Source organism: Desulfobaculum xiamenense, from assembly GCF_011927665.1.
Taxonomy (GTDB): Bacteria; Desulfobacterota; Desulfovibrionia; order Desulfovibrionales; family Desulfovibrionaceae; genus Desulfobaculum; species Desulfobaculum xiamenense.
The window spans coordinates 373,072-397,387 of the sequence record NZ_JAATJA010000001.1 but is presented as its reverse complement, the minus strand read 5'-3'; the positions used below and the strand labels follow the sequence as shown (position 1 = coordinate 397,387).

General features: G+C 60.0%; 23 protein-coding genes and 1 tRNA gene. 8 read left to right on the top strand and 16 right to left on the bottom strand.

Translation table 11 applies throughout. The annotated features are described in order from the left end of the window. Positions 1-140 precede the first annotated feature (140 nt). From GGQ74_RS01820 to GGQ74_RS01745, 16 genes are all read right to left on the bottom strand, one after another. Positions 141-683 carry an adenylyl-sulfate kinase gene (locus GGQ74_RS01820; protein WP_167939835.1) on the bottom strand — a complete coding sequence of 181 codons (543 nt, stop codon included), beginning with the start codon at positions 681-683 and terminating at the stop codon, positions 141-143. 94 nt (positions 684-777) lie between these two features. Beyond that, entirely contained in the window at positions 778-2,310 is a 1,533-nt protein-coding gene (locus tag GGQ74_RS01815) for a glycosyltransferase (RefSeq protein WP_167939834.1), read from the bottom strand. Positions 2,311-2,694: 384 nt separating this feature from the next. Then, the gene (locus GGQ74_RS01810) at positions 2,695-3,618 is read right to left on the bottom strand and encodes a manganese-dependent inorganic pyrophosphatase (protein ID WP_167940971.1); all 924 of its coding nucleotides are present in this window, start codon (positions 3,616-3,618) and stop codon (positions 2,695-2,697) included. A gap of 256 nt (positions 3,619-3,874) precedes the next feature. Next, the gene (locus GGQ74_RS01805; protein ID WP_342448593.1) at positions 3,875-4,498 is read right to left on the bottom strand and encodes a PTS sugar transporter subunit IIC; all 624 of its coding nucleotides are present in this window, start codon (positions 4,496-4,498) and stop codon (positions 3,875-3,877) included. Positions 4,499-4,574: 76 nt separating this feature from the next. Next, positions 4,575-5,045 (bottom strand): PTS sugar transporter subunit IIB, encoded by a 471-nt coding sequence (locus GGQ74_RS01800; protein ID WP_167939833.1) that lies wholly within the window; start codon positions 5,043-5,045, stop codon positions 4,575-4,577. 3 nt (positions 5,046-5,048) lie between these two features. Further along, positions 5,049-5,483, bottom strand: a complete 435-nt coding sequence (locus GGQ74_RS01795) for a PTS sugar transporter subunit IIA (protein ID WP_167939832.1) — start codon at positions 5,481-5,483, stop codon at positions 5,049-5,051. A 50-nt stretch (positions 5,484-5,533) separates the two neighbouring features. Beyond that, complete coding sequence (gene rapZ, locus GGQ74_RS01790) at positions 5,534-6,433, bottom strand: RNase adapter RapZ (RefSeq protein ID WP_167939831.1); 900 nt, start codon at positions 6,431-6,433, stop codon at positions 5,534-5,536. Between the two features lie 3 nt (positions 6,434-6,436). Continuing rightward, positions 6,437-6,886: a PTS sugar transporter subunit IIA gene (locus tag GGQ74_RS01785; protein ID WP_167939830.1), complete on the bottom strand. Its 450-nt coding sequence runs from the start codon at positions 6,884-6,886 to the stop codon at positions 6,437-6,439. Beyond that, positions 6,883-7,422 carry a ribosome hibernation-promoting factor, HPF/YfiA family gene (hpf, locus tag GGQ74_RS01780; RefSeq protein WP_167939829.1) on the bottom strand — a complete coding sequence of 180 codons (540 nt, stop codon included), beginning with the start codon at positions 7,420-7,422 and terminating at the stop codon, positions 6,883-6,885. Before hpf ends, GGQ74_RS01785 begins: the two co-directional genes overlap by 4 nt. 98 nt (positions 7,423-7,520) lie before the next feature. Beyond that, entirely contained in the window at positions 7,521-8,975 is a 1,455-nt protein-coding gene (gene rpoN / locus GGQ74_RS01775) for an RNA polymerase factor sigma-54 (protein WP_167939828.1), read from the bottom strand. A 228-nt stretch (positions 8,976-9,203) separates the two neighbouring features. Next, on the bottom strand, positions 9,204-9,926 hold the full coding sequence (lptB, locus tag GGQ74_RS01770; RefSeq protein WP_167939827.1) for an LPS export ABC transporter ATP-binding protein: 723 nt from the start codon (positions 9,924-9,926) through the stop codon (positions 9,204-9,206). A gap of 1 nt (position 9,927) precedes the next feature. Beyond that, a complete protein-coding gene (locus GGQ74_RS01765) occupies positions 9,928-10,428 on the bottom strand; it encodes an LptA/OstA family protein (protein ID WP_342448568.1) in 501 nt (166 codons plus the stop codon). Further along, a complete protein-coding gene (gene lptC, locus GGQ74_RS01760; protein ID WP_167939826.1) occupies positions 10,425-10,997 on the bottom strand; it encodes an LPS export ABC transporter periplasmic protein LptC in 573 nt (190 codons plus the stop codon). Before lptC ends, GGQ74_RS01765 begins: the two co-directional genes overlap by 4 nt. After that, positions 10,994-11,530: a KdsC family phosphatase gene (locus GGQ74_RS01755; RefSeq protein ID WP_167939825.1), complete on the bottom strand. Its 537-nt coding sequence runs from the start codon at positions 11,528-11,530 to the stop codon at positions 10,994-10,996. The genes lptC and GGQ74_RS01755 overlap by 4 nt, the downstream gene beginning before the upstream one ends. Then, positions 11,520-12,332 (bottom strand): 3-deoxy-8-phosphooctulonate synthase, encoded by an 813-nt coding sequence (kdsA, locus tag GGQ74_RS01750; protein ID WP_167939824.1) that lies wholly within the window; start codon positions 12,330-12,332, stop codon positions 11,520-11,522. The genes GGQ74_RS01755 and kdsA overlap by 11 nt, the downstream gene beginning before the upstream one ends. Positions 12,333-12,335: 3 nt before the next feature. Continuing rightward, on the bottom strand, positions 12,336-13,976 hold the full coding sequence (locus GGQ74_RS01745) for a CTP synthase (protein WP_167939823.1): 1,641 nt from the start codon (positions 13,974-13,976) through the stop codon (positions 12,336-12,338). A 308-nt stretch (positions 13,977-14,284) separates the two neighbouring features. On the opposite strand from GGQ74_RS01745, the gene GGQ74_RS01740 reads away from it, so the two are divergent. The 8 genes from GGQ74_RS01740 to GGQ74_RS01705 all read left to right on the top strand — a co-directional run bounded on the left by GGQ74_RS01740 (position 14,285) and on the right by GGQ74_RS01705 (position 24,219). Next, positions 14,285-15,094, top strand: coding sequence for a phosphoribosylformylglycinamidine synthase subunit PurQ (locus GGQ74_RS01740; protein WP_167939822.1), 810 nt, complete (start codon positions 14,285-14,287; stop codon positions 15,092-15,094). A gap of 95 nt (positions 15,095-15,189) precedes the next feature. Next, positions 15,190-15,690, top strand: a complete 501-nt coding sequence (tadA, locus tag GGQ74_RS01735) for a tRNA adenosine(34) deaminase TadA (protein ID WP_167939821.1) — start codon at positions 15,190-15,192, stop codon at positions 15,688-15,690. Between the two features lie 157 nt (positions 15,691-15,847). Beyond that, the gene (locus GGQ74_RS01730; RefSeq protein ID WP_167939820.1) at positions 15,848-16,183 is read left to right on the top strand and encodes a hypothetical protein; all 336 of its coding nucleotides are present in this window, start codon (positions 15,848-15,850) and stop codon (positions 16,181-16,183) included. Between the two features lie 262 nt (positions 16,184-16,445). Then, entirely contained in the window at positions 16,446-20,672 is a 4,227-nt protein-coding gene (locus tag GGQ74_RS01725) for a right-handed parallel beta-helix repeat-containing protein (protein WP_167939819.1), read from the top strand. Then, positions 20,669-21,358 (top strand): polyphosphate polymerase domain-containing protein, encoded by a 690-nt coding sequence (locus GGQ74_RS01720; RefSeq protein ID WP_167939818.1) that lies wholly within the window; start codon positions 20,669-20,671, stop codon positions 21,356-21,358. The genes GGQ74_RS01725 and GGQ74_RS01720 overlap by 4 nt, the downstream gene beginning before the upstream one ends. A gap of 9 nt (positions 21,359-21,367) precedes the next feature. Beyond that, entirely contained in the window at positions 21,368-22,057 is a 690-nt protein-coding gene (locus GGQ74_RS01715; protein WP_167939817.1) for a DUF4956 domain-containing protein, read from the top strand. A gap of 119 nt (positions 22,058-22,176) precedes the next feature. After that, a tRNA-Ser gene (locus tag GGQ74_RS01710) sits at positions 22,177-22,272 on the top strand. Positions 22,273-22,344: 72 nt separating this feature from the next. Then, positions 22,345-24,219 carry a DUF6538 domain-containing protein gene (locus GGQ74_RS01705; RefSeq protein WP_342448567.1) on the top strand — a complete coding sequence of 625 codons (1,875 nt, stop codon included), beginning with the start codon at positions 22,345-22,347 and terminating at the stop codon, positions 24,217-24,219. Positions 24,220-24,316 lie beyond the last annotated feature (97 nt).

Below are 24,316 nucleotides of genomic sequence, written 5' to 3'. Positions count from 1 at the left end.
TCTCAACAAAGTTGGGCAATTCGGACGTTCGAGGTGTAGGGTGCGTCGATTCTGACGACTCCAAGCCCCGCAAGACGTTGCGGGCAGACATCGGACAACACGATGAAACGCCATGCGCCCCTCATTCAACCCCCTCGAACCTACAAATGGTTGAACAATTCATCAGCCAGTTCCGCCACGCTTCTCCCCGGCATGAATTGAGCGACCCAATCCGGGTTTTCAGGCTCGTCGACGGGGAGATCCAGCCCAGCCACGTTGTCCAGTTCCCCGGCATCAAAACGGCTGTATATCCCCTTCGGATCCCGGCGGCGCAATTCGGCCAGCGGCACGTCGAGATACACTTCGAAATATTCGGGAAGATGTTCACGATTCCAGGCATGCACCTCGTGAAACAGGGAAATCGTGGCAATCACGACGAGAACGCCCTGGGACGCCACCAGACGACACAGACGGCCATATCGCAAGGCCAGTTCCAGGCGCGCATCACGGCCATGATTCACACTTCCCAAATCGCTGCGGCCCAGCGCATCGCGCAGTTCATCACCATCAAGCAGCACGGCAACTTTGCCCTGCTCACGCAGGCGGCGAACCACTTCGCCCGCAAGTGTCGACTTCCCTGAACCGGACAGTCCCGTGATCCAAATCACGCCTCCGCCCGACACACAACAACGTTCTTCCGTCATTCTCAAAACCTGCCCAATATCGATCTTGATCAGCGCCCGTCTTTGCGGACGTCACACAACAACGCCAACGCAATGGCAGCTCATGCGCACGCCGTCACGCAGGAAACTCCAATACTCCAAGACCATCATCGCGTTCCATTACACACACCGCCTGCTTGCGATACTGTTCAAGCAACGAGAAATGTTCAGGCTGCACAAACGGAAACAGTCGCGCCACATTGTCAACCACGCGCAGCACCTCGCCGGGACGTCCCTGACGAGACATCCCCAAGGCAAGATACAGATAGGCTTCAACGCACAAAAAGGGCTGCAGTTTCAGTGCCGCCTTGAGACATCGTTCCGCCTCGATGAATTGCCCCGCCACGGTATGCGCCACACCGCAGCAGTACAGAAGCGACGGATTTCCCGGACGCTGTCGCAGAAGGCCTGTGGCTAGGCGCAGAGAATCACCGGGGGCAGTAAAGGCCATGTCCATCGCCCGCCGACGCCGCGCGCGGAGTCCCTCCTCCATGGATGCCACACGCCGGATGCCCCGCAATCTTTCTGCGCCAACCTCGGTGGCGCAGGCTGCCGCGACGTCTTCGTAGACGCCAAGCACCCTTTGCGCCGCGCTCTCCCATGTGCATTGGGCGAGAGCGTCGCGCGCACCGGAAGCCTTCGACGAACCCAGCGCAGCAAGGACCGCTCTGCGGATCGAGTCCGGGTCGCTGGGATCGCAGTAATGAACGAGGTCTCCAAGATAGGAAGGCAAAGTCCCCCAATCAGGGGCGACCACTTCACACCCGGCCCATGCAGCCTCAAGCGAGACGAGTCCCGGCAGTTCATACCAGCTCGGCAACGCATGGACACGCGCGGCCGCATACAGTGCGCAAAGGGTTTCCGCATCGACACGCCCGGTAAAAATCGTCCGCCCACGGCGTGGATAGGCGCGGCACAGCCGCCCGTACTCGTCGTCGAATGCCGAACTATTGACGAAAACAAGCGGAATGTCGTCGTCGCGCAGGGCATGCAACAGCATGAGCTGATTCTTGCGCGACTCCAACCGCCCCACGCACAGGACGAAATCCCGCACTCCGAAGCGTTCGGCGCAAAGTTCGACAGCATCGCCCTTCACAGAAGTAGGACGCGCAAATCCGAGATGCACAGGCCAAACAGGTCCAGCCTTGGGAAAGGCCTCCTTGATTCGCCGCCCCTCGGATTCGCCGCTAGCGAATGTGGCCTGTGCCCCTTCGGCCATGAAGGCAATATCCGCATAGGACAATTCCGCGCTACTACGCCCGGAAATGCCGCGCAGCTCCGCATTGAGCACATCGGGCGGCATATCTCCGGAAAGATGCCTCGCGAAGGCACAGATTGCCCGCTGCGAACGCTCGAAATACCGTCCGAAATCCTCGAACATCGGCGTAACGACATACGGAACGCCGCAGCGTGCCGCATTCAATGCAAATGGAACATCATAATTGAAGATATGGACGACGTCATATCCACGAACATCACTGTCATGATCTGTTCGCATCTCGACATCCACACCGCACGCGGCAAGTTCTCGCATCAAACTTGATGCGACAACAAGATCACCGCCAGGAATGGATGTGCTATTATCTCTTATCTGGAACAGTACCCTCATTCATCCCACCGCTTCACCAGCATCGAAAATGTGACCGAGGTGCAACATGAAAGATTCAATTTCAACATAAACGTCAGTAGCGAATCACAACAGCAGCGAGACATCAGCTTGGCATTGGGCTACGTCAATTTTAACGTCATTCGCCCAACCGCCGTCAATAATGCACTTTTCATACCAAGCTTACGGAAAATTCCTTGTAGGAAAGGACGATATCATGTTCCGCAACGTTTCGATTTCGCAACCACGCAACTGACGCCTCGCGTGTGCTTCGTACAAGAAAACCACGCCTCCACTCCCCCCCTCGCCACACACAAAAAGGCCCGGCAGGAAAAACCTGCCGGGCCTTGCAATCAGGCGGTACAGCCGTTGGGCCGTGGTCCGGACTTAGGCGAAAGCCTTAGCCTGGAAATCGGGCACAACCTGCTTCTTGCGGGACATGCAGCCCTGCAGCCAGAAGGAACGCTCGCCAGCGTCCACACCGAAGGCCTTCTTGAAGACGGCCTTGTCGTCGGTGACGAACAGCATCTCGGTGCCTTCCTTCATGATGTCGGTCAGCATCAGCATGATGGTGTGATGACCCTTCTCGCCCTTCAGCTTGGTGATCTCCTCGTAGAGGCCATCAACGTAGGGCTTGAGGATGTCGAGGTCCACGACTTCCAGCTGGCCGATGCCAACGCCGTGGCCAGCCATGTCGAAATCCTTGTAGTCACGGAAGACGAGGTCGCGCATGGGAGCGCCTTCAACGGCGCTCTTGACCTTGAACATCTCCATGCCAAGGCCCATCACGTCGGACACGCCAGAGATCTTGGCCAGAGCCTCGACGGCCTTCTTGTCGGCCTCGGTGCAGGTCACGGACTTGAACATGACGGTGTCGGACAGGATGGCACAGAGCATGGCGCCAGCGATGCCCTTGGACACTTCCACACCGTAGAAGTCGTACATGGACTTCAGCACGGTGCAGGTGCAGCCTACCGGCCAAACCCACATTTCGAGCGGGTTGGGGGTGGACAGGTCGCCAAGCTTGTGATGGTCGGCAACAGCCAGAACCTCGGCCTGGGCGATGTCACCGGGCAGCTGGGCAAGCTCGGTGGTGTCGACGAGAGCGATCTTCTGGCCGGCGACGGAGGTCACGACCTCGGGAGCGGTCAGGCCGAACTTCTCGAGAACGAAAGCGGACTCAGGGGTCACCTTGCCCTGGGCCACGGGCTTGGCTTCGATGCCGCGCTTGCTGAACAGGTCGGCAAGGGCAATGGCGGCGACAATGCTATCAGTATCAGGATTCATGTGACCGAGAACTAACATTGACAGATCCTCCTAATGGATTTTTCGCTGTGCCTAAGGGCAAATTCACGCTCGAAGTTTGTGCCAAATAGCACAAAGGATTGCCTCTGCCAAGTCCTTGGAGCATCGAAATAAAACTTTAGGTGCCGCAGGCTTTTCCGCGCGCTGGCCCAGGATGCGGCACCACGGCCACCGAATGTTTGTGAGAAAAGGAGCAAGAACCGCATTCCCCGAAGGAAACGTGCAAATCCCGAAGCCCCGGGCGAAGGATGGACAAAAAACGTCAGAAACGACCGAAGAATGCGGCTACCGTCACACAGCAGGCCCCGGCGACAAGTAGCGCATAGGCCCGCATGGAGCGTAGCGAGAGCAGCGGACCGAAACTCGCGGCGACCCACAGGTGCCCCCAGCCAAGCGCATCGGTCTGCATATGCAGAAAACCGTTAGAAAGCAGCATGCCCGTCAAGACGATCAGCCCCATCAGGCTGGCGACGAAGAACACGAAATACAGGATGCCGGACTGAAGGATGGACCGCTCCACCAAGCGGGCAGGCGCATAGGCCGTGTCACGCCCCAGCCGTACCTGCGCCTGAAGGGCGTCGTAGGCGGCGTTCTGCCTATAGCGCTGGAACTGCTCCAGACGCGCGGCGAACCAACTGAGTGGGAGGCTGAACAAGATGGGGAACATGGCCTCGGCAGGGGTGGTGAAGCCAAAGAAGTGGATGAGCATCAGCGCCGCAAGGTTGGATGCGGCGGCATTGGGCGGGATGAAGGTCCCCGCGGGAATGAGATCGAGCCAAAAGAGTTCGAAGACGGCGGAGACGGACAAGGCCAGCGAAACATCCCCCGTCACCAGTCCCCACACAAGCCCCTGAACGAGCGGGCGTTCAAGGATGCCGACGTTTATCGCGAAGCGGGACAGGGACAGGAGGACAAAAAAAAACCGACAGCCGCGACAGCGACGATGGTCATCAGAGGAGATTCTACCATGTGCGCCTCACCTGAATGGGTTCGCTGGGCACGCAACGGAAGTCGAGCTCGATTCCGGAAGAGGAGAAGAACCCGAGACACGTCCGATCAGTATCCGACAGCGCCACATGGGCGCAAATCTGCTCCTTGCCCGGCCCGTAGTGCAGGTTGCCGAGATTCAAAACAGGAAAAGCCAGCCCGGCCTCGTAGGCCCGCCGGGCATCGGCACAACTGGCGAACAGGACCAGCGCATCCGGGTCCGCACCCTTGCCGAAGGTATCCGCAACAAAGCCGGATGCGTCGGCGACGGAGACGAAACGCTTCTCAATGCCATGCGGAATGGCCAGCCCCATGATCTCCTGCCGGAGCGCGTCGTCCACAAGTTCGTCATTGGCGACGATAATCCAGCGGCTCTTCGTGAACGGCAGCCACGTTTCGATTATCTGCCCATGAACGAGCCGGTTGTCGACGCGCACCCAGAACATGCCCTATGCCTCCGCGACCTTTCGTCGCAGGATTTCGCCCGCAACGACGATTCCCTGACAGCCCGCATTGGAGGCCTCGCTGGCCAACTTCTTGAGATCCATGGACCGGGTGCCCAGCACCTTGAGCAGCATGGGCAGGTTCACGCCGGTGATGACTTCAAGGGGACCGGTTCCCAGAAGCGACAGGCTCAGGTTCGTCGGAGTGCCGCCGAACATGTCCGTCAGGATAAGCACGCCCGCACCGGTGTCGGTCCGCTGGACGGCCTCTCGAAGATTCTTGAGAATCTCGTCCATCTCCTGGGCGACGTCCACACCGATGGCCTCACAGGCCTTCTGCGGGCCGAGGATAACCTCGGCAGCCTTAAGCAGATGGGTGCCGTAATCGGTATGCGTGACGATAATGACGCCGACGTTCTTTGTCTTCTTGTCCGTGTTCATGTTCCTGCTGGGAGTGTGTGCGGGACCGGACGGCCCGGTTCTGCGGTGCTCTAATCCAAATCGAGATGCCTGTGTTCCAGAAAGACTGCATAGTCCGACTCGCGCAAGGAGTCAAAGACAGCCTCAGCCACGGCCACGGAGCGATGCCGCCCGCCGGTGCAGCCGATGGCCACAGTCAGCCGATAGCGGCCCTCCCGCGCGTAGCACGGCAGGACATAATGCAGGAATTCCAATTGCTTTTCCAGATATTCCCGCCCCGCTGGCGAGCCAAGGACGAAATCGGCCACGGCCTTGTCGCGCCCCGTAAATGGCCGAAGCGCCTTCTCGAAGTACGGATTCGGCAGAAACCGCAGATCGAAAACGAGGTCCGCATCCGTGGGAACGCCGTGCTTGAACCCGAAGGTGACGAGATAGACATGCAGGCCGTAGCGCTTGTCCTGCAGAAAATTCCACTTTTCTTGCAAGGTGCGGCGCAGGTCATGGATGGAATAGTCGGAGGTGTCGACCACGATCTCCGCAACATCACGCACGGGAAACAGAAGCGCCCGCTCTTCCACAAGCGCCCGATCAAGGCCGATGCCCTGCTCCAGCGGATGGGGACGGCGCGTCGCCGCGTAACGCCTGCGCAGAACCTCTTCCGAGGCTTCCACGAAGACCACTCGCGGTTCGACGCCGCTATTGCGCATGGTGGCAAGCGCCCCGGTCCATTTCTCGCGAAAGTCGGAGTGGCGGACATCGAGGCCCAGCGTGAGACCACGGTGATAGACCTCGCGCTGGCGCTGGAAAAGGTCCACGAGTTCGGGGATGAGATTCGGCGGCAATCCATCCACCGTAACGAATCCGAGGTCCTCGAAAACCTTAAGAGCCGTCGATTTCCCCGCACCGGACAGGCCGGAGAGGATGATCACCGGGAAGCTGTTTTCCGCTCCGGATGCATCACGGCCCAACATGGCTCACGCTCCCTCAAGTAGCTTGGCCAATCCCTCGCGCCCCTCGGCACAAAGGAAGGCCTTGCGAAATGCGTCATCCTTGAGCATACGCGAAATGTGGGCGAGGATGCGCAGATGCATTCCGGCCACCTTCTCTGGCGCGAGCACGAGGAAGAAGATGTGGCAGGGGCGGAAATCCAGCGCATCGAATTCCACACCCTCGGCGGAGCGCCCGACCACGAGGACGATGTCCTCCAGCGCGTCGAGCTTGCCGTGGGGGATGGCGATGCCCTCGCCGATGCCGGTGGTGCCGAGCGCCTCGCGCTCCAAGAGCACCTTGTGCGCGGCCTCCACATCGATTTCCGGCCGCCTTTCAGCCACGGCTGCCACAAGTTCGGCCAGGACCCGAGATTTGGTCCTGGCCGAAAGTTCAGGCAAAATCAGTTCGTTATCCAGGAAATCACCCAGCTTCATTCGTACATCCCGGGATCAATGAGACCATAGTCTCCCGTCTTGCGGCGGTAGATCACGTTGACCCGCTCGGTTTCGGCGTTGAGGAAAACGAGAAATTCGTAATTGAGGGTATCGAGCTGCATGGCAGCCTCGTCCACCAGCATGGGCTTGGGCTTGTAGGTCTGCGCCTCGACAATGGTCGCCTCGCGTCCGGCTTCGCCTTCTTCGAAGCTGATGACTTCGTCGCGGACGGTGCCACGGGAACGACGACGGTCCTTGCCCTTTTCGCGGAGCTTGCGGACCTGCGACGTCATCTTGTCGTACACGAGGTCGATGGAGGAGTACATGTCCTCGGACTCCTCCACGGCGGACATGTTCATGTTGTCACCGGAAAGCGTGACCTCGGCGATATGGCGGAACTTCTCCACCCCGAGATTTATCTTCAGCTCCGTATTGCCGGTGTTGGCATACTTGATCAGCTTTTCGAAGCGCTTTTGCGCGTACTTCCTCAGATGATCCGACGGTTCGAAATTCTTGAACGTCAAGCTGATGTTCATCGACGATCCTCCTTGTGATGCTGTTGGATCGATATCACTCCGTAATTTGGAGTGTACGTGCATTCAGCCCGAAAATAAAGAGTTCCGTCACGCCACCTCTAGAAAATCTCCTTGCGTTTCGAAGAGGAGAGTATGCCGAGCGCGCCGCGATACTTGGCAACGGTTCTTCTGGCAATGTTGACCTGAAGCCGTTCCTTCAGAATTTCCGCGATGCGCTCGTCCGACAGTGGATGGTGGGGGTCCTCCTCACCTATCAGGCTCTTGATCTGCGCCTTGACGCTCTCGGAGCCGACCTGACTTCCGTCGTCCAGCCCAAGGGCGCTGTTGAAGAAGAACTTCAGTTCGAACAGGCCGTGCGGCGTCGCCACATACTTGCTGGTGGTGATGCGGCTGATGGTGGATTCGTGCATCTCGATGTCGTCGGCCACATCCTTGAGAATGAGCGGCCGAAGACTGGTCACGCCGTTCTCGAAGAAGCCGCGCTGGAAGCGCACGATGCTCTCCATGACCTTATAGAGCGTGCGCTGACGCTGATAGAGGCTCTTCATCAGCCACTGTGCGGAGCGCAACCGCTCGTGGACGTAGTCCTTTTCCGGTGCGCCGCGGCCGCTCTTGAGGGAATCGAGATAGAAATCGTTGAGCGTGAGGCGAGGAAGACCGTCCTCGTTGAGCACGATGATGAAATCGTCCTCGTACTTGTAGACGTAGACGTCCGGGCTCACGTACTGCGGCTCGCTGCTGCCGTAGGCGGCACCGGGCATTGGATCGAGGGATTGGATGAGATCGAGATACTCGCGAAGTTCCTCCATCGAGATGCGGAACTTGCGGGCAAGCGGCTTATAGCGCTTGGTTTCGAGATCTTCGAGGTGCTCGCTGACGAGTTCGATGAGGATGGGGTCCTCGTAGCCGTAGGACTCGATCTGGACGAGCAGACACTCGCGCGGGTCACGCGCGGCAACGCCGACTGGATCGAAATTCTGAATGCGACGCAGCACCACCTCGACCTCTTCGGAAGTACACCCGGCGTCGGCGGCAATTTCCTCGGCGGTAGCCTGCAAATAGCCCTGCGAGCCGATGTTGCCGATGATGACCTCGCCGATGTCCATCTGGCGGGGCGTCATGTCCGACAGCCGGAGCTGCCACTCAAGGTGGCCCTCCAGCGAGGGCTTGGACGACAGCCGGGCCTCGAAGGACATCCCCTCCTCGGGGATTTCGGCCTCGCGGGCGGCGGAATTGCGGGATGTGCTCGAAAACTCGCCGAGGTAATTTTCCCAGTCCGCGCCCTGAACGGCGTCGTTCTCGCGAACGCCCTCGTCCATGACCTCGGCCGTCTGCGCAGCCTCTACGGCGCGGGCATTTTCCTCGGCCTCGGCCTTCTCCTGAGCCTGTTCGGGAACGGCCTCCTCGAGAAGCGGGTTTTCGAGGAGTTCCTGCTGGACCATATCAACCAGTTCAAACCGGGAAAGCTGCAGCAGTTTGATGGCCTGCTGCAACTGCGGGGTCATGACCAGTTGCTGGGAAAGCTTGAGCTGTTGTCTGAGTTCGAGTGCCATCGGGGCTGTTCGTCTTCTTGCGAAATGTTGGCGGTTGGGATTCCGGCGAACGGGGCACGGTCAAACATGTGTCTGAACCAACGAAAATGCCCGTCGCTCAAGGTGAAATCCATGCGGCATGAGAATGTTTTCTCAACCGCATTTGCAACATGCCACATCCGGAACAAGCTTGCAACCGAGGATGGCAAGGATTTTGAATATCGAAATTGATATAGTGATTTCGGGATGTTAGAGACTGAAGCTCTCTCCCAGATACACCCGGCGGGCCTTCGGATCGGCACAAATTTCATCCGGAGTGCCACTCAGGATGATTCGTCCCTCGTAGACGAGATAGGCTCTGTCGCAGATTCTCAACGTCTCTCGAACGTTGTGATCGGAAATGAGTACTCCGATACCTTTTTCACGAAGTCCGCTCACGATGCCCTGAATATCATCCACGGCGATGGGGTCGATGCCCGCGAAGGGCTCGTCGAGCAGCATGAACTTGGGATTGAGGATGAGGGCACGGGCGATCTCCAGCCGACGGCGCTCGCCGCCCGAAAGATGCATGGCCTTCTGGTCCGAAAGTCGGGTGATGCCCAGTTCGTCCAGAAGCTGATCCGCCCTCGCCTGCTGGGTTGCGCGGTCGAGACCGCTCTGCTCCAGCACGATCTCCAGATTCTGCCGCACGGTGAGCTTCTTGAACACCGAGCTTTCCTGCGGGAGGTAGCTCATGCCCAGCCGCGCCCGCTCGTGCAGGGGCAGCATGGTGATCTCCTCGTCGTCCAGCCGGACTGAGCCGCCTGTCGGCTTCACGATGCCCGCCAGCATGTAGAACGTGGTGGTCTTGCCCGCGCCGTTGGGGCCGAGCAGGCCGACCACTTCGCCCTGCGCGACGTTGACGCCGATGTCGTGCACGACCTTTCGCTGGCCGTACACCTTGCACAGATCGGAAGCGGAAATGACGGACATGCTACTTTCCCGCCTCGGCACCGGGGGTGAAGAATATGGCTTCCACGGGCTTGTCGCCGCCCTCGACCTCGCTGCGGTTGTCCTTGAGCCACAGGCGGATGACCTTACCGGAGATGCTGTTGTCGCCATCGGCGAGGCGCGGGTCTCCGCTGAGGGTCAAAAGGCCCTTGGCGGCATCGTACACGGCCTTGGCGCACTGGCCCTTCTTGCCCTCGCGCTCAAGGCGCACATTGCCGGTGGCCTCGATACGGGAGATGGTGCCCGGCTGCCCCTGCTTCGCGGAGGCGTCGAGGCGCACGGTCATAACGTCCGCCCATATCTTCATGTCGGGGCGCACCACCAACACGTCGCCACGGAAGACGACGGTCCGGCCGTCCTGATCGTAGACGGTCTTCTGAGAGGTGATCTTCGTCGGAACGGACGTGGACTGCGCGACCGCAAGAGGTGCGGTCATAAGCGTGGCGGCGATGGCGAACGCGGCGATACGGGGGAAGGTCTTCACGGCTTGTCCTCCATGGTCGGCTCCGCATGGCCCGTCAGTTCGGCCCGGACGCCGCCGGTGGCTGTAATCACATTGGTATCGAGATCGAAAACGACTTCCGGCGCGTCGAGAGCAAGCCCTCCGCGCACGATGCGGACGTCCTCGCGCAGGTGGATGGATCGCTTCTGCTCGCTGTATTCGAGGCGTCCGGCGTGCACTGTGGTGTCACCGGAGACGATGACCACGTCGGGCCAGAGCTGGGCGTTGCCGCTGCTCTGATCCACGGTTCCGCTCGCGGACGTGACCGTCACGGAATCATGGTCGGCGCGCTCCCACTCGATGCGCGGGGAACGGACGCTGACCACGCCGTCCTCCTGCTGATATTCGGCACCCTCGGCCTTGAGCGTCCAGCGCGAACCGTCGCCGGAACTGCGCGTCAACTCCACCCCCTGCATGGACATGTCCACCGGGGGTGCGGTGATGACGTCGTCGCCGTCCGGCCCGCCGCTGCCGATCCACACGAGATACGCCGCGCCCAAAATGGCAATCAACGAAACCGTGATGACAAGGACGAGACGCGAACGGTTCATCGGATTTTCCATTCCTCCCAGAGGATGCCCAGCTTGTCCTGCGCTTCGAGGATGAAGCGGATGCACTCGCGTACGGCACCATGTCCGCCGGGAACGGTGGACACCCACGCGGCCATGTCGCGAATCTCGGGCTGGGCGTTACACACGGCCATGGGCAGACCAACGCTGCGCAAAGGCCCGGCGTCAACCCAGTCGTCGCCAAGATAGGCGACCTGCGACATCTGCACGCCATGGGCGTCGCAAATCTGTTGCAGCAGGGGAATCTTGGCCGTGTGTCCAGCGTGGTAGTCCTTGATGCCGAGTTCGCGCACGCGCTTCTCCACAGCCTTGGACTTCAGTCCGGTGATGACGGCCACGACGAGACCGGCGGCCTGGGCGAGCTTGATGCCCAGCCCATCCTGCACGTTGAAGCGCTTGGAGACATCTCCCGCCGCGTCGTAGTACAGCCCGCCATCGGTGAGCACACCGTCCACGTCGAGCACGAGCACCCGCACCTGACGAGCTGCGGCAATGGCGGCTTCGCTAGCACTCATGGCCGACATTCCACAGGGCGACGAGATCGCGCAGCAGCGCGTCGAGCCGATCGAGGGGCCAGGAGTTGGGACCGTCGCACAGAGCCTTGTCCGGATCAGGATGCGTTTCGAGGAACACGCCGTTGGCACCGGCGGCAACGGCCGCACGAGCCAGCACGGGCACGAACTCGCGCTGCCCGCCAGAACATCCACCCTGCCCGCCCGGCAACTGCACGGAATGCGTGGCGTCGAACACCACGGGGCAGCCGAACCCGGCCATGATGGACAAAGCGCGGAAATCCACGACGAGATTGTTGTATCCGAAGGATGCGCCGCGCTCGGTGAGCCATATCTTGCCGTTGCCGGTGGAGCGAATCTTCTCCACCGCGTGGCGCATGTCCCACGGAGCGAGGAACTGACCCTTCTTCACGCTGATGATCCGCCCGGTCTCGCCCGCGGCGACCAGAAGGTCGGTCTGCCGGCAGAGGAAGGCGGGAATCTGGATGACGTCCGCCACTTCGGCCACAACGGCGGCCTGCTCGGGGGCGTGAATGTCGGTGATGACGGGAAGGCCGGTGGCCTCCTTGACGCGGGCCAGCATTCGGAGTCCCTCCTCCATGCCGGGGCCACGGAAGCTGGTCACCGAGGTGCGGTTGGCCTTGTCGAAGGAACTCTTGAAGACGGCCGTCAGCCCAAGCGCACGGGCGGCCTCGGCCACCCGCTCGCCGGTACGCAGTGCGATATCGAGACTTTCGAGGGCGCACGGGCCCGCTATGACAAACGGACCCGTGCAGGAAAGCTCGTAGAGTTCAGTGGAATTCATTCCCTACTTGCCCTTCCTCTGCTCCTTGGCGGCCTTGATGAAGTCCCGGAACAGGGGATGGGGCCGCATGGGGTTGGACTGGAATTCGGGATGGAACTGGCAGCCGAGGAACCACGGATGGTCCTTGACCTCGACGATTTCCATCAGCTCGCCATCCGGAGAGGTGCCGGAGAACACGAGACCCTTCTCGCGCAGGCGCTCGATGTAGGCGTTGTTGAACTCATAGCGGTGGCGGTGACGCTCGCTGATGTTCTCCTCGCCGTAGGCGCGGCTGGCATTGGTGTCCGGCACGATCTTGCAGGGGTACGCGCCAAGGCGCATGGTGCCGCCCTTGTTGCTGGACTCGTCGCGGCGCTCCACGCGGCCGGTCTGGAAGTCGTACCACTCCTTCATCAGGTAAATGACCGGATCGGGAGTGTTCTGATCGAATTCCTCGGAGTTGGCGGCCTCAAAGCCAGCGACGTTGCGGGCGAACTCGATCACGGAGCACTGCATGCCGAGGCAGATGCCGAAGAAGGGCACCTTGTTCACGCGGGCGTACTCGATGGCCTTGATCTTGCCCTCGACACCACGGGAACCGAAGCCACCGGGAACCAGAATGCCATCAAGGCCGGTCAGGCGCTCGGCAACGTTGTCGGCGGTGATTTCCTCGGAATTGATGTACTTGAGGTTCACGGTCACGCGGTTGGCGAAACCGCCGTGCACCAGCGCCTCGTGCAGGCTCTTGTAGGCTTCCTTGAGGTCCACGTACTTGCCCACGATGCCGATGGTCACATCACCCTTGGGATTGTCGATGTTGTGCTCAAGGTCATACCACGGGGTGAGGTCCGGGTTCTTGGCGGGCAGACGCAGCATGATGGCGATCTTCTGGTCGATACCCTCCTCGTAGAAGGCCAGCGGGAGCTTGTAAATATTGTCGATATCCTTGGCGCAGAAGACGGCGTCGGGATCGACGTTGCAGAACAGCGCAATCTTGCCCTTGATGTGCTCGTCCAGCGGCACTTCGCTGCGGCAGATCATGATGTCGGGCTGGATGCCGATGGAGCGCAGCTCCTTCACGGAGTGCTGGGTCGGCTTGGTCTTCACCTCGCCAGCGGCCTGCAGGTAGGGCACCAGCGTCAGGTGGATGTAGAGGCAGTTTTCCTTGCCGAGGTCGATGCGCAGCTGGCGAATGGCTTCGAGGAAGGGCTGGCCTTCAATGTCGCCGACGGTGCCGCCGATCTCAATGAGGGCCACGTCCAGATCATCGCTGGCGAGGCTCAGCACGGCGCTCTTGATTTCGTCGGTGATGTGCGGAATCACCTGCACAGTGCCGCCGAGGTAGTCGCCGCGGCGCTCCTTGGTGATGACGCTGTAGTAGATGCTGCCAGAGGTGTAGTTGTTGCGCTGACTCATGGGCACATCGAGAAAACGCTCGTAGTGCCCCATATCCAGGTCCGTCTCGGCTCCGTCGTTGGTCACGTACACCTCGCCGTGCTGGAACGGATTCATGGTGCCGGGGTCAACGTTGATATAGGGGTCAAGCTTCTGAATGGTGCAGGTGAGGCCCCTGGCCTTGAGCAATGCGCCGATGGAGGCGGCGGAAAGCCCCTTCCCGAGGGAAGACAACACGCCACCAGTGACAAAGATGAACTTCGTTTTCATTCGCCGGACCTGTCCTCTTTTAGTCTTGATTGAATTATCGAAAAGATGCGGGCCGGGGCCGTTTTTCCCCGGACCCGTCTCGCGGAGCATACATCAAATGTCGACCCGCCGAAACTGGTGAGATCCGGCGGGTCGAAACGAGGCACTACTGCCGTAGTTGGCTAATACTGCATATTTTTTCGATAGGTTGGGTCCCATAGTCAGGCCATTTGAGCGGTTGACGGCACATGTGAGTGTCATTATGGTCCCACAGACCTTGGACACGCTAGTCGACACCCCCCTGGGTGTCAAGACAATGGGAGGAATTTATGGCGGAGGTCAGAACCCTCGTCATCACCGGCAACGGTACGAATTGCGAGAAGGAATCGGCCTATGCGGCCGAGTTGGCCGGTGCCGACAGCGCCACTATCGTCTACTTTTCGGATCTCATCGCCGGGCGCTGCCGCGTTGAGGACTACAACTTCCTGATCTTCCCCGGAGGATTTCTGGACGGCGACGACCTCGGCGCGGCGCAGGCCGCTGCGCTACGGTGGAAGTTCGCCGAAACCCGCGAGGGCACGCCCCTTGTCGATCAGCTCCGGTCGTTCTTCAATGCCGGGGGTCTCATCCTCGGCATCTGCAACGGCTTCCAGCTTCTGGTGAAGCTCGGCCTGCTGCCCGCCGTGGGCGGCAAGTACTTCGAGCGACAGGTTTCCCTGTCGCACAACGACTCCGCCAAGTTCGAGGACCGCTGGGTCCACCTCAAGGCCAATCCCAAAAGCCCCTGTGTCTTCACCAAGGGGCTGGACATCCTCGAAATGCCCATTCGCCACGGCGAGGGCAAGCTCACCGCGAAGGACGAAGCCACGCTGACCGCCCTCATGGACGACGAACTCGTGGCCCTGCAATACGCGCACCCCGCCACCGGTGAGCCGACGCAGGAGTACCCCTTCAATCCCAACGGTTCGCCCTTCGGCATCGCCGGACTGACCGACCCGACCGGTCGCATCCTCGGCCTCATGCCGCACCCCGAAGCGTTCAACCATCCCACCAACCATCCCGCATGGACCCGCGGCGCGCGGCCCACGCTGGGAACGGTGCTCATCGAGAACGCCGTCAAGTACATCAAGAGCCGATAGGTTTTTCCGGAGGCACCCCGATCCACTACGCGAATACGTCCCGGCGGACGACTCGGACAGGGGTGCCTCCGGCGATCGGACACAGAGCAGACATCATGAAGACCTCAAGCACGTTCCCGGACGTCCCCCAAGGTTGGGAAAGCTGGGAACAGCTCATGGAACGCGCCCTCGTGCTGGCTCACCACGCCGCCGACTCGGGCGAAGTTCCCGTTGGCGCACTCATCATCGGCCCGGATGGCGACATTCTTGCCGAGGCGTCCAACGCCCCCATCACCCGCAACGATCCCAGCGCCCACGCGGAAATGCAGGCGCTGCGCATCGCCGCCGAAAAAATCGGCAACTATCGGCTAAACGGCTGCACCGTGGTCGTCACGCTCGAACCGTGCCTCATGTGCCTCGGCGCGTTCATCCACGCCCGCATCGCAGGCCTCGTCTTCGGCGCTGCGGACCCGAAGTCCGGCGCGGTCATGTCCTGTATGGACGGAGCGCACCTCGATTTCGTCAACCACCACTTCCCCGTGCTCGACGGCATTCTGGCCGAGGAGTGCGGCAACATCCTGCGCGACTTCTTCCGCGCCAGACGCGGCAAGAAATAGCCCGACACAGCCACGGAAACGACACGGGGCGAGCCACGGCCCGCCCCCTTCATCACCTGCACATCCCCCCGCGCTTTCCTACCCATTCCCCGCCAAGTGTGCCATGATGGCTCTCCGGCATCAGCCGCTCCGTCACCGCCACAAGCGAGGAACCGCCATGCGCACACCGCGTGCCCTATACGCAATCCTTGTCGCCCTGTTGACTGTCCTTCCCTGCGCCACACAAACCGCCGCACAGGAAGCGACCTGCTCCGACATCTACGAAATCTATATGACCTGCTACAACGGCGGGAAGCAGATGGACCAGTCCGGATGCGACTACCTCGTGCAGGCACTCGGTCCCCGCCTCATTGGCGAGGACGGCATCAGCGGCTTTTCCGCAGCCCTCTCCACAGCCATCTGCAAGCGCGGATGCGAGGACGGAGCCAAGCGCAAGCCCCCCATGACCATGAACCAATTCCGCCGCGAATTCTGCGGGAAAATGCTCAAATAGCCCGACCATCCGCAGGCAAACGCCCCCACGCTGCCCGCCTTGGCACCACACCTTGCGACGTTTTTGTGGCAAACATGTCGCAATGCGTGGACACTCCTGTTCTTTTTGTTGTATTACTCATGCCAATACTCGAATTGCGATAGCATCAACGGGATGTTTTCGCTGCACTTTCGGCGTATCGTTCAACATGAGCCGACCATCCCATTGACATCAGCATGCGGCAACCAGCAACAAGACCATCGGGACTTCACGCGACATGACAATGAAGAGATTTCGCACGACCATGGCGCTCGCGATCATCGCCTTCTGCGCCCTCCTTGCCCAGGGCTGCGAGCAAAAGGACCTGCTTCCGGCCAACCTGCTGCAAAACGGCTCCTTCGAGCACGGATTCGACGGCTGGACGCTTCGCGAAGGGTTGAGGCCCGCATTTGCGAAATCCTTCCCCGGTGATCCCTGTGCCACAAAGATGCGCCCCATCACTTTCGCCCTCAAGCCAAAGCATTTCGATAGTCCCATCGCCTTCGACTACTTCATTGAGGAAATGAAGGGGAATCTCGCCAAGCTCGTCGTCCGCTTCAAGGTGAAGACGAAGGACGACAAGGAAATCATCCTATCCTATCTCCTCTATGGCACCAACGACTTCTGGGCAGCAGAAAACGTCGTCAACCACGGCGTGCTCTGCATCACCCACCACGTTCAGGGCGCACCGAGGCAGGCCAACACGCTGTCCATCGACGGCATTCAGACCGAGATTGCCCGCTTCATCGCCAAAAACCACCCGCCGGGATTCTCGCCGCCACAGATCAAATCCGCTTCGGTTTCCATTGAGATATGGTCGGAAAAGGGCGAGGAGCCGCTTCGGGCCTACTTCTCGGGATTGCGTCCATACATGGGGCCGCAATGGAAGGCGCTCACACAGCGCTCCATTACAGCCCCCCTCTTCGACATCGCGGACCACAGCCCCGCGAACGCCACCGCGCTAGACACGTTCTTCTTCCAGCCAACGGACGGCGCACGCTGCTTCAACTCGAACATCACCGTCGCCCGCCTCGACCAACGTGTCGAAACCACCCCCGGCGCGCAGTATCTGCTCGTCTTCGACACCAAATCGCTGCTTGGCATCAACGGCCCGTACGTCGAAATCCGGACGCCTGACGACGAGCTTGCGGCATGGACCAAGCTCCCCATATCCATCACCCAGCATGGCTGGACACGCGGCGGACTGCTCTTCACCGCCCCCGGTGAATCCGTCACCATTTCCATTCCAACCACAGCGGCGGCCCACCGCCAATCCCGCTTCGCCAACCTCTACGACAACATGCGCCTGTATGGCGTCTCCGACGAAACCATCGACCCACTGCTCCAGCACTTCGGACTCACGCGCTCGCCGAGCGGCCTGGCCTGCCACCCCATCCCGTTCGAGGAGTTTTTGTCGCCTGAATTCATCACGGCCATGAACACCGAGATCGAAACCCTCGGCCTGCCCGTGTACGACATCATCGTCGATGAAAACGCCCTGTGGGACGAAAGCCGCATCGCCCAGCGCCATCAAGACGCCGTGACGAAAATGCAGCCCGGCTACGCCAACATGCAGCCCGCGCAACTCGTCATCGACGGCGGACCACCGGTGGACGTGCGCATCAAAACGCGCGGATTCGGCATTGGGCACCACATCGCACGCACCCGGTCATGGCGGGTGAACTTCAGCAAGAATTCGCGCATCGACCTGATCCGTCCCCTGTGCCGCTCCTTCATCGGCGAGGCGTGGGCACAGCGGGTGGCAGGCGAAATCGGCCTCGCGCCAATGCTCAACTCCTTCGTCTACCTGAGGATGAACCACAAGCCCGTGGGCCTCATGTGGCGCATAGACCGCTCCCGAAAGAGCCTCGAAGTGGCCTGTCGCCCGGACGGCAGCGTGACCGACCTCACCGTGCTTTTATCCGATGACCTGACGTACGTCGCTGAGCCCTACCCCATCGACACCATCGCCTCGTTCGACATCAAGGCGTCGAAAGACTTCCGCAACCGCTACGACACGGGTCAACTCATCGACGCGATGAGCCAGACCGTCACCAATCACGACTTCGAAGCATTCTCGCTACTCGTCGACACCGACAACCTCGTCGATATCGACGTGCTCTCGACTCTGCTTTCAAGCTCGCATATCGACTGGATGCACAACGATGTACTCTACTGGAACACGGCCTGCGGACGCTTCGAACTGCTGCCCTACGACGTACGCATCCAGAACATCAAGGTTCCGGAGATGTTCCTCCGCCACAACCCGTTCATCGACTTCGTCACCCTGCGCCCGGAAGGCTACCTCGCCAAGACGCGCAAGCTGTGGAATCTCGTTTCGTCCGAGGCCTTCCTGAACTCCGCGCTGGCCGAGCTGGACACCCTGCACGCCGCCACGGCCCCGGCGCACGACAAGTCCGTCACCTACGGCTACCGCGGTATGGAATTCATGGAGCCCAAACTCCTCACCCGCACCTACGGCAACCAGAAAGCCCTCTTCAGCAAACGGACACAGACGATTCGCCATGCGCTTGAGACCACCCAACCCCACGGATACACGCTCCGTCACATCGGCAGGGACGAACAGGGCCGCCTTCGCCATCTGCTGACGGTGACGCCACGCGCCCCGCTCACGCTACCCACGCAGGGCCAGATCAACGTCTACTATCAGGACGCGTTCATCCTCTCGGACGCGGATGGCATGAGTCCGTCCATCATCAGCGAAATCCGCACTCCCTCGGGCAGCCGTTGCACCGTCGCCCCTGCCTCGCGAACGCTCCCCACAGCAGATGAGGCAAGCGCGCGGCCCATGGTCGACGGCATCGCCCGCCCCAATGCCCTCCTCCTGCCGGATCTGCACCGCCAGCTCGGCATGATCATCCTCTGGAAATACCAATACGAGCACATCCTGCGAACCATCACCGACCCGCAGGACAAGGACCTTTTCAACACCTGCTACACGCGGAAGGGTTTCCCCTATCATCCGAAGCCCATGCCCTTCCTCTGGATGCTGACGGATGAAGTCAGAAACGACCCGACCCGCCTACGCAGACTGAACACGCTGCTGGAGCGTTACGGCATTCTGCCGCCGCGCGCGGCGTCGTTCATCATCACCAGCGACACGCCACTCTCGCCCCGCGACGTGAGCGTCGCCATGGTCAACGCCGTCAACGGAAACGCCGTCCCCTGCCCAACGCTAACGACTCCGGCCATAGCAGTTGCGCAGGACTCACCAGAAGCCGAAACCAGCAGTTCCCGCAAAGGCGACACAGCCCACGTCTACAGAACGCCGCTGAAGCACTTCGCGGACATCACGCTCAATGTGAACGCGTTCGTGGCGCGGCATCCCACCTTCACCATGATTGACGAGCGCACGGTGACTCTGGACGCTGGCATCCATCGTCTCGGCGGCGTGATCGTCGTCCCCACGGGCATCGAGCTGGTCATCGCACCCGGCGCGACGCTGGAGATGGACGAAGGCGCATCTCTGGTCGCCTATGGTCCCATCACGGCGAAGGGTACGGCGCAGCGCCCCATCGTCATCCGCAGGCTCGACCCCACGCGCCCATGGGGCACGCTGGCCATGCTGCGGAAAGCGTCCGGAGGAGCGTTCGAACACTGCCACATTTCCGGCGGAACAGAGGCCTACGTCAACGGAACCTACTTTTCGGCGATGGTGGCCGCCCACTACGCAGACGCCACCTTCCGCCACTGCACCTTCGAGGACGCCAGCAAGGGCGGCGGCGACGACTCCCTCAACGTGAAATTCGGACACGCCGTCGTGGAATCGTGCACCTTCGCCAACAACGGTGCGGATGCCGTGGATCTCGACCTCGTGCGAGCAGGATCGGTCATCTCCGGCTGCACGTTCAGGGACAACGCCAACGATGGCGCGGACATTTCCGGTTCCCACGTGCGCATAGCGGACACGCTCATCGAAGGGCACGGCGACAAGGGCATAAGCGGCGGCGAGGCATCGACGCTCACCGTGGAGAACTGCGTCATCCGCAACTGCTCGCAAGGCATGGCCGCAAAGGACCGAACCCGACTGACGGCGACGGGCACAACGATCGCGGACTGCAAGACGGGTGCGACGGCCTACCAGAAAAAGGCCATCTTCGGCGGCGGCACGCTCGTGCTAGAGGACTGCACGCTTGCCGGCAACCGGATGGACATCGGCGTGCAGGACTTCAAGAGCGACAACGCCAAGCCGTCCCATGCCTACCTCGTGGAGACGGACTTCCGCCGCACCGGCCGCTCCACAACGGAAATCATCCGCGAACCGAAGCGCAAGCTCAGCAAGAAGAAGTTCATTCTGGCCAGCGCCGAGGGGACGCTCGGCGAGTACGGCTACCGCTTTGCCACACTCACCGACCGCGTCAACATCACCAGTGCGGCCAGCCGTTCGGACATTCCGGACCTCGAAACCATGCATGCGGATGGCGCATGGCGCACGCGGAGCACGCCATGATCGACAGAATTGAATACAAATACTACGTCCCGGCATGGATGATCCCCGCCATCATCGCCGATCTGGAGAAATTCTGCATCCACGACGAGCACGCCACCCGCGAGGACCACGCCTATCGCGTCGCGTCCGTCTATTTTGATGACATGGGCATGCGGGCCTACCATCAGAAGTTGTCCGGCCTGCCGCACCGGACGAAGGTACGCGTGCGGTTCTATCCGGACTGTGGCTCCGACGCCTGCTTTCTGGAGTTCAAGCACAAGGTCGCGGACCGAATCCGCAAGCGCAAGACACGCGTCGACGGCATCGAGGACGTCCTTGATGCCGTGCAAGGCGGCACCAAGGACTGGTTGCTGGAAAACGTGCACGCGCTCGCGCGGCACTCGGGCCTGAAGCCCATCGTCCGCATCGACTACGACCGCATCGCCATGGCATCAAAAACGGACTCGCAGGTCCGCATCACGCTGGACACAGCGATCCGCTGCGCACGGGTGGACAACGAACTGCGCGAAACACCGCGCATCCCTGTCACGCCGGAGGATGTGGGCATCCTCGAAATCAAGTCGCCATCCTACATCCCCTTCTTCGCGTCGATGATCATTGGCAAGTATCGTCTGCAAAGGCGTGCGATAAGCAAATACGGCAATGCCATTCAGAATCTCTCTCTCAACAGCGCATTCACTTTTTAAGGAGGCGACATGCTGGACTCATTGCAAGATCTCGTACTGGTTCCCGGCGGAATCACCCTCGAGCAAATACTCGCACGGCTTGCCGCCTCGCTGCTGCTCGGGCTGGCGATCAGCTACATCTACAGGCTCAACTCGCGCTCGCTTAGCGTGGAGCATCAATTCGGCTTCACACTCGTTTCCGTGACGATGGTCGTGGCGACGGTCATGTCCGTCATCGGCTCGAACATCACGCTGTCCCTCGGTCTCATCGGCGCACTGTCGATCATCCGCTTCCGCGCGGTCATCAAGAACACCGCAGACATGGCCTACCTGTTCTGGGCCATCGCGGAAGGCCTCGCCGTCGGGTCGGAGAACTTCACCGTGGGCTGGGTAAGCACCATCGTCATCGGACTGGTGATGATCCTCATGACGCGCTACGGAGCCTTCAACCTGTCGAATCGGAACTTCATCGTGACCTTCACGCTCCCGCGCGACACCATCGGCCTCGAAGAACTGAAGACTCGCCTCGGCTCCTACAAGGACCTGCGGATGGAGCTCAAGTCGTCGCACTCTCACTGCCGCAATGGCCTGTGCGAATACACGTTCGAGGCAAAGGGCCGGAAGCCGGAAAGCCTCCAGACGATGCTGGCCGACCTCGAAAAGGAAACTGCCATCGCGAGCATCTCTGTGCTGAGTCCGGAGACGAACCTGTATGTCTAGCAGCCAAAGGCTGGGGAATTGCGGCAGGATGAAAATTTTCCTTGCATCCCCCCACGTTTTTCCCTAGATATCCCTCGTCCCTGCTTGGAACTACACCATTTCCAAGCACCAAACGGCGCGGAGAGGTAGCGAAGCCCGGTCGTAACGCGCTCGACTCGAAATCGAGTTACGGGTTAATAGCCCGTACGTGGGTTCGAATCCCACCCTCTCCGCCAGCGCACACAAGCAGCTGCAATAGCTGAATTTTTAGCAGGCTTATATCCCAAAGCACCGTCTGATACACAGCGGTGGCACACAAGGGGTATAAGTCTGTGTCGTTTTGTTCTCCTGCCATTGGTTCAAATTCGGCTTCAAACGCAGCCGCACCTGCCTACTTGCTTCCTCGTCCAAGCGGATTATATTTCCGCATACGTATTCCAGCCGACCTTCAGCCGACACTGGGAAGGACTGAGTCTCGTCTTTCCCTTGGCACTTCGCACCTGAAGGAAGCCCGTCCAAAGGCTATGCGGCTGGCATCCAAGGCGCATGACATCTTTTCGGAAATCCGACGACTGAAAACGAAATCGACCACTTTTGAAAACAGAAACCGAAAGGCCATGACTGAAGCGAATGAAACACTCCAAAACCATCTTACCGACGAAAAGATTCGGGAACTTGTAGACAGGGAAATGAAGGAGACGCTCAACTATGAATTTGAGTTGCGCGTCAATCGGGAAAGACCTTGGCAGGACAATGAGCTTGAAAAGCACTTAGCTTCCCGCCAGCGCATTGCCTCGGACATTCGCGAACAGGCGGCACATGCCGATTATCGCGGCGTGAAAAATCTTGTCAGCGGGATTCTGGAGCAGGAAGGCATCAAGGTCTCGGAGAAGTCCACGGACTACAAGAAGCTGTGCGACGCCCTTATGAAAGGCATTGCCAAGGCATATGACGAAGCTGGCTCCATTGACTTTTCACCACTCGCCAGCAAGCTCTCGGAAGCTGAAACTGGCAAGACGGTTGTCGTTACGCAGCAACCTGCCGTTCCTTCCCGCAAATCGCCCACCATCACCGAAGCCGTTGAGAAGTACATCAAGACCAAGACGGAAAGCGGTGAATGGAAAGTCACCAGCGTGAAGGACTTGGCTCCGCAGCTTCGGCAGTTCGCGGAAATGGTTTCCAATGGCAAGAAACTGCCGACACACGAGATCACCCGCGACCACATGCGGAAATACCGCGAGAAACTGGTCAAGCTGCCCTCGCTTCGCTACCGCTCCCATTACAAGGGCAAGAGCAAGGCTCAGCTCCTGAAAATGGATATCCCTGAGAACCACCGTCTCAAGCCAAAATCCATCAAGACGCGATTTGACAATGTGCGCTCATTCATCAACTGGGCAGAGCTCGAGGGCTACGTGGACAAGGCAAAGCCTCTCAACGTGGCGTTGGCCTTCAAGAAAAACACCCTCAAGGCGAAGCAGGCCAAACGTCGCGCCTTCACCAGCGATGAACTGAAAGCCCTGTTCCACAGCGCACCTTACCAAGGCACAGCCACGGGCAAGCAGAAGGTCACGAAAGCATGGCAGTTCTGGGCACCGCTTATCGCCCTGTTTACAGGCGCACGTGTTGAAGAAATATGCCAGCTCCATCTGGACGACATCTGCGAAATCGACGGCGTTCCCTGCATCGACATCAATAACGAAGGCGACAAGGAACTCAAGACAGCCGCAGGCAAACGCATTGTCCCGGTCCATCCGTTCCTTATCAGGCTCGGCCTGCTTGAGCGCGTGAAAACACTTAGGTCAAAAGGCGAACAACACTTGTTCTCCCGCAAAACTTTGAGCAAGCGTGAAGGAAACGTCTCCGCCAACGTGACGCAGTGGTTCACGCGCTTCCGTCGTGATTGCGGTGTTGGCGCGGGTGAAGGCGAAGTCAGCAACGTCACCTTCCATTCCTTCCGGCACACGTTCATCACATGGGCAAAGCTCCACGACATTGACCGCCGCAAGCTAAAGGAAGTCGTAGGCCATGAGAAAGGCGAGTTCGACGACATCACGTCAATCTATGAAGGTAGCTACCCCGCATCCACGCTCTTCCGCGATGTCATCCAGCCTGTGGACTGGGATAGGGAAATCACGCTTGACGCCCTTGTGCCGCATGGAAAGCAATGGATTAAAGGCCGTTAGAGTGCCTTTTTGAGGCCGTCATGATGGATTCCCTATGGACGAGGCGAAACGTGCCTTAGAAACGAAATATGCAGAAAAAGCTCTGAAATCTTTAGGG

Coding starts and splice junctions, on each gene's coding strand:
- GGQ74_RS01820 (WP_167939835.1), bottom strand. CDS start 683: ATGACGGAAGAACGTTGTTGTGTGTCGGGCGGAGGCGTGATTTGGATC.
- GGQ74_RS01815 (WP_167939834.1), bottom strand. CDS start 2,310: ATGAGGGTACTGTTCCAGATAAGAGATAATAGCACATCCATTCCTGGC.
- GGQ74_RS01800 (WP_167939833.1), bottom strand. CDS start 5,045: ATGTTCTGGGTGCGCGTCGACAACCGGCTCGTTCATGGGCAGATAATC.
- GGQ74_RS01795 (WP_167939832.1), bottom strand. CDS start 5,483: ATGAACACGGACAAGAAGACAAAGAACGTCGGCGTCATTATCGTCACG.
- rapZ (WP_167939831.1), bottom strand. CDS start 6,433: ATGTTGGGCCGTGATGCATCCGGAGCGGAAAACAGCTTCCCGGTGATC.
- GGQ74_RS01785 (WP_167939830.1), bottom strand. CDS start 6,886: ATGAAGCTGGGTGATTTCCTGGATAACGAACTGATTTTGCCTGAACTT.
- hpf (WP_167939829.1), bottom strand. CDS start 7,422: ATGAACATCAGCTTGACGTTCAAGAATTTCGAACCGTCGGATCATCTG.
- rpoN (WP_167939828.1), bottom strand. CDS start 8,975: ATGGCACTCGAACTCAGACAACAGCTCAAGCTTTCCCAGCAACTGGTC.
- lptB (WP_167939827.1), bottom strand. CDS start 9,926: ATGTCCGTCATTTCCGCTTCCGATCTGTGCAAGGTGTACGGCCAGCGA.
- lptC (WP_167939826.1), bottom strand. CDS start 10,997: ATGAACCGTTCGCGTCTCGTCCTTGTCATCACGGTTTCGTTGATTGCC.
- GGQ74_RS01755 (WP_167939825.1), bottom strand. CDS start 11,530: ATGAGTGCTAGCGAAGCCGCCATTGCCGCAGCTCGTCAGGTGCGGGTG.
- kdsA (WP_167939824.1), bottom strand. CDS start 12,332: ATGAATTCCACTGAACTCTACGAGCTTTCCTGCACGGGTCCGTTTGTC.
- GGQ74_RS01745 (WP_167939823.1), bottom strand. CDS start 13,976: ATGAAAACGAAGTTCATCTTTGTCACTGGTGGCGTGTTGTCTTCCCTC.
- GGQ74_RS01740 (WP_167939822.1), top strand. CDS start 14,285: ATGGCGGAGGTCAGAACCCTCGTCATCACCGGCAACGGTACGAATTGC.
- tadA (WP_167939821.1), top strand. CDS start 15,190: ATGAAGACCTCAAGCACGTTCCCGGACGTCCCCCAAGGTTGGGAAAGC.
- GGQ74_RS01730 (WP_167939820.1), top strand. CDS start 15,848: ATGCGCACACCGCGTGCCCTATACGCAATCCTTGTCGCCCTGTTGACT.
- GGQ74_RS01725 (WP_167939819.1), top strand. CDS start 16,446: ATGAAGAGATTTCGCACGACCATGGCGCTCGCGATCATCGCCTTCTGC.
- GGQ74_RS01720 (WP_167939818.1), top strand. CDS start 20,669: ATGATCGACAGAATTGAATACAAATACTACGTCCCGGCATGGATGATC.
- GGQ74_RS01715 (WP_167939817.1), top strand. CDS start 21,368: ATGCTGGACTCATTGCAAGATCTCGTACTGGTTCCCGGCGGAATCACC.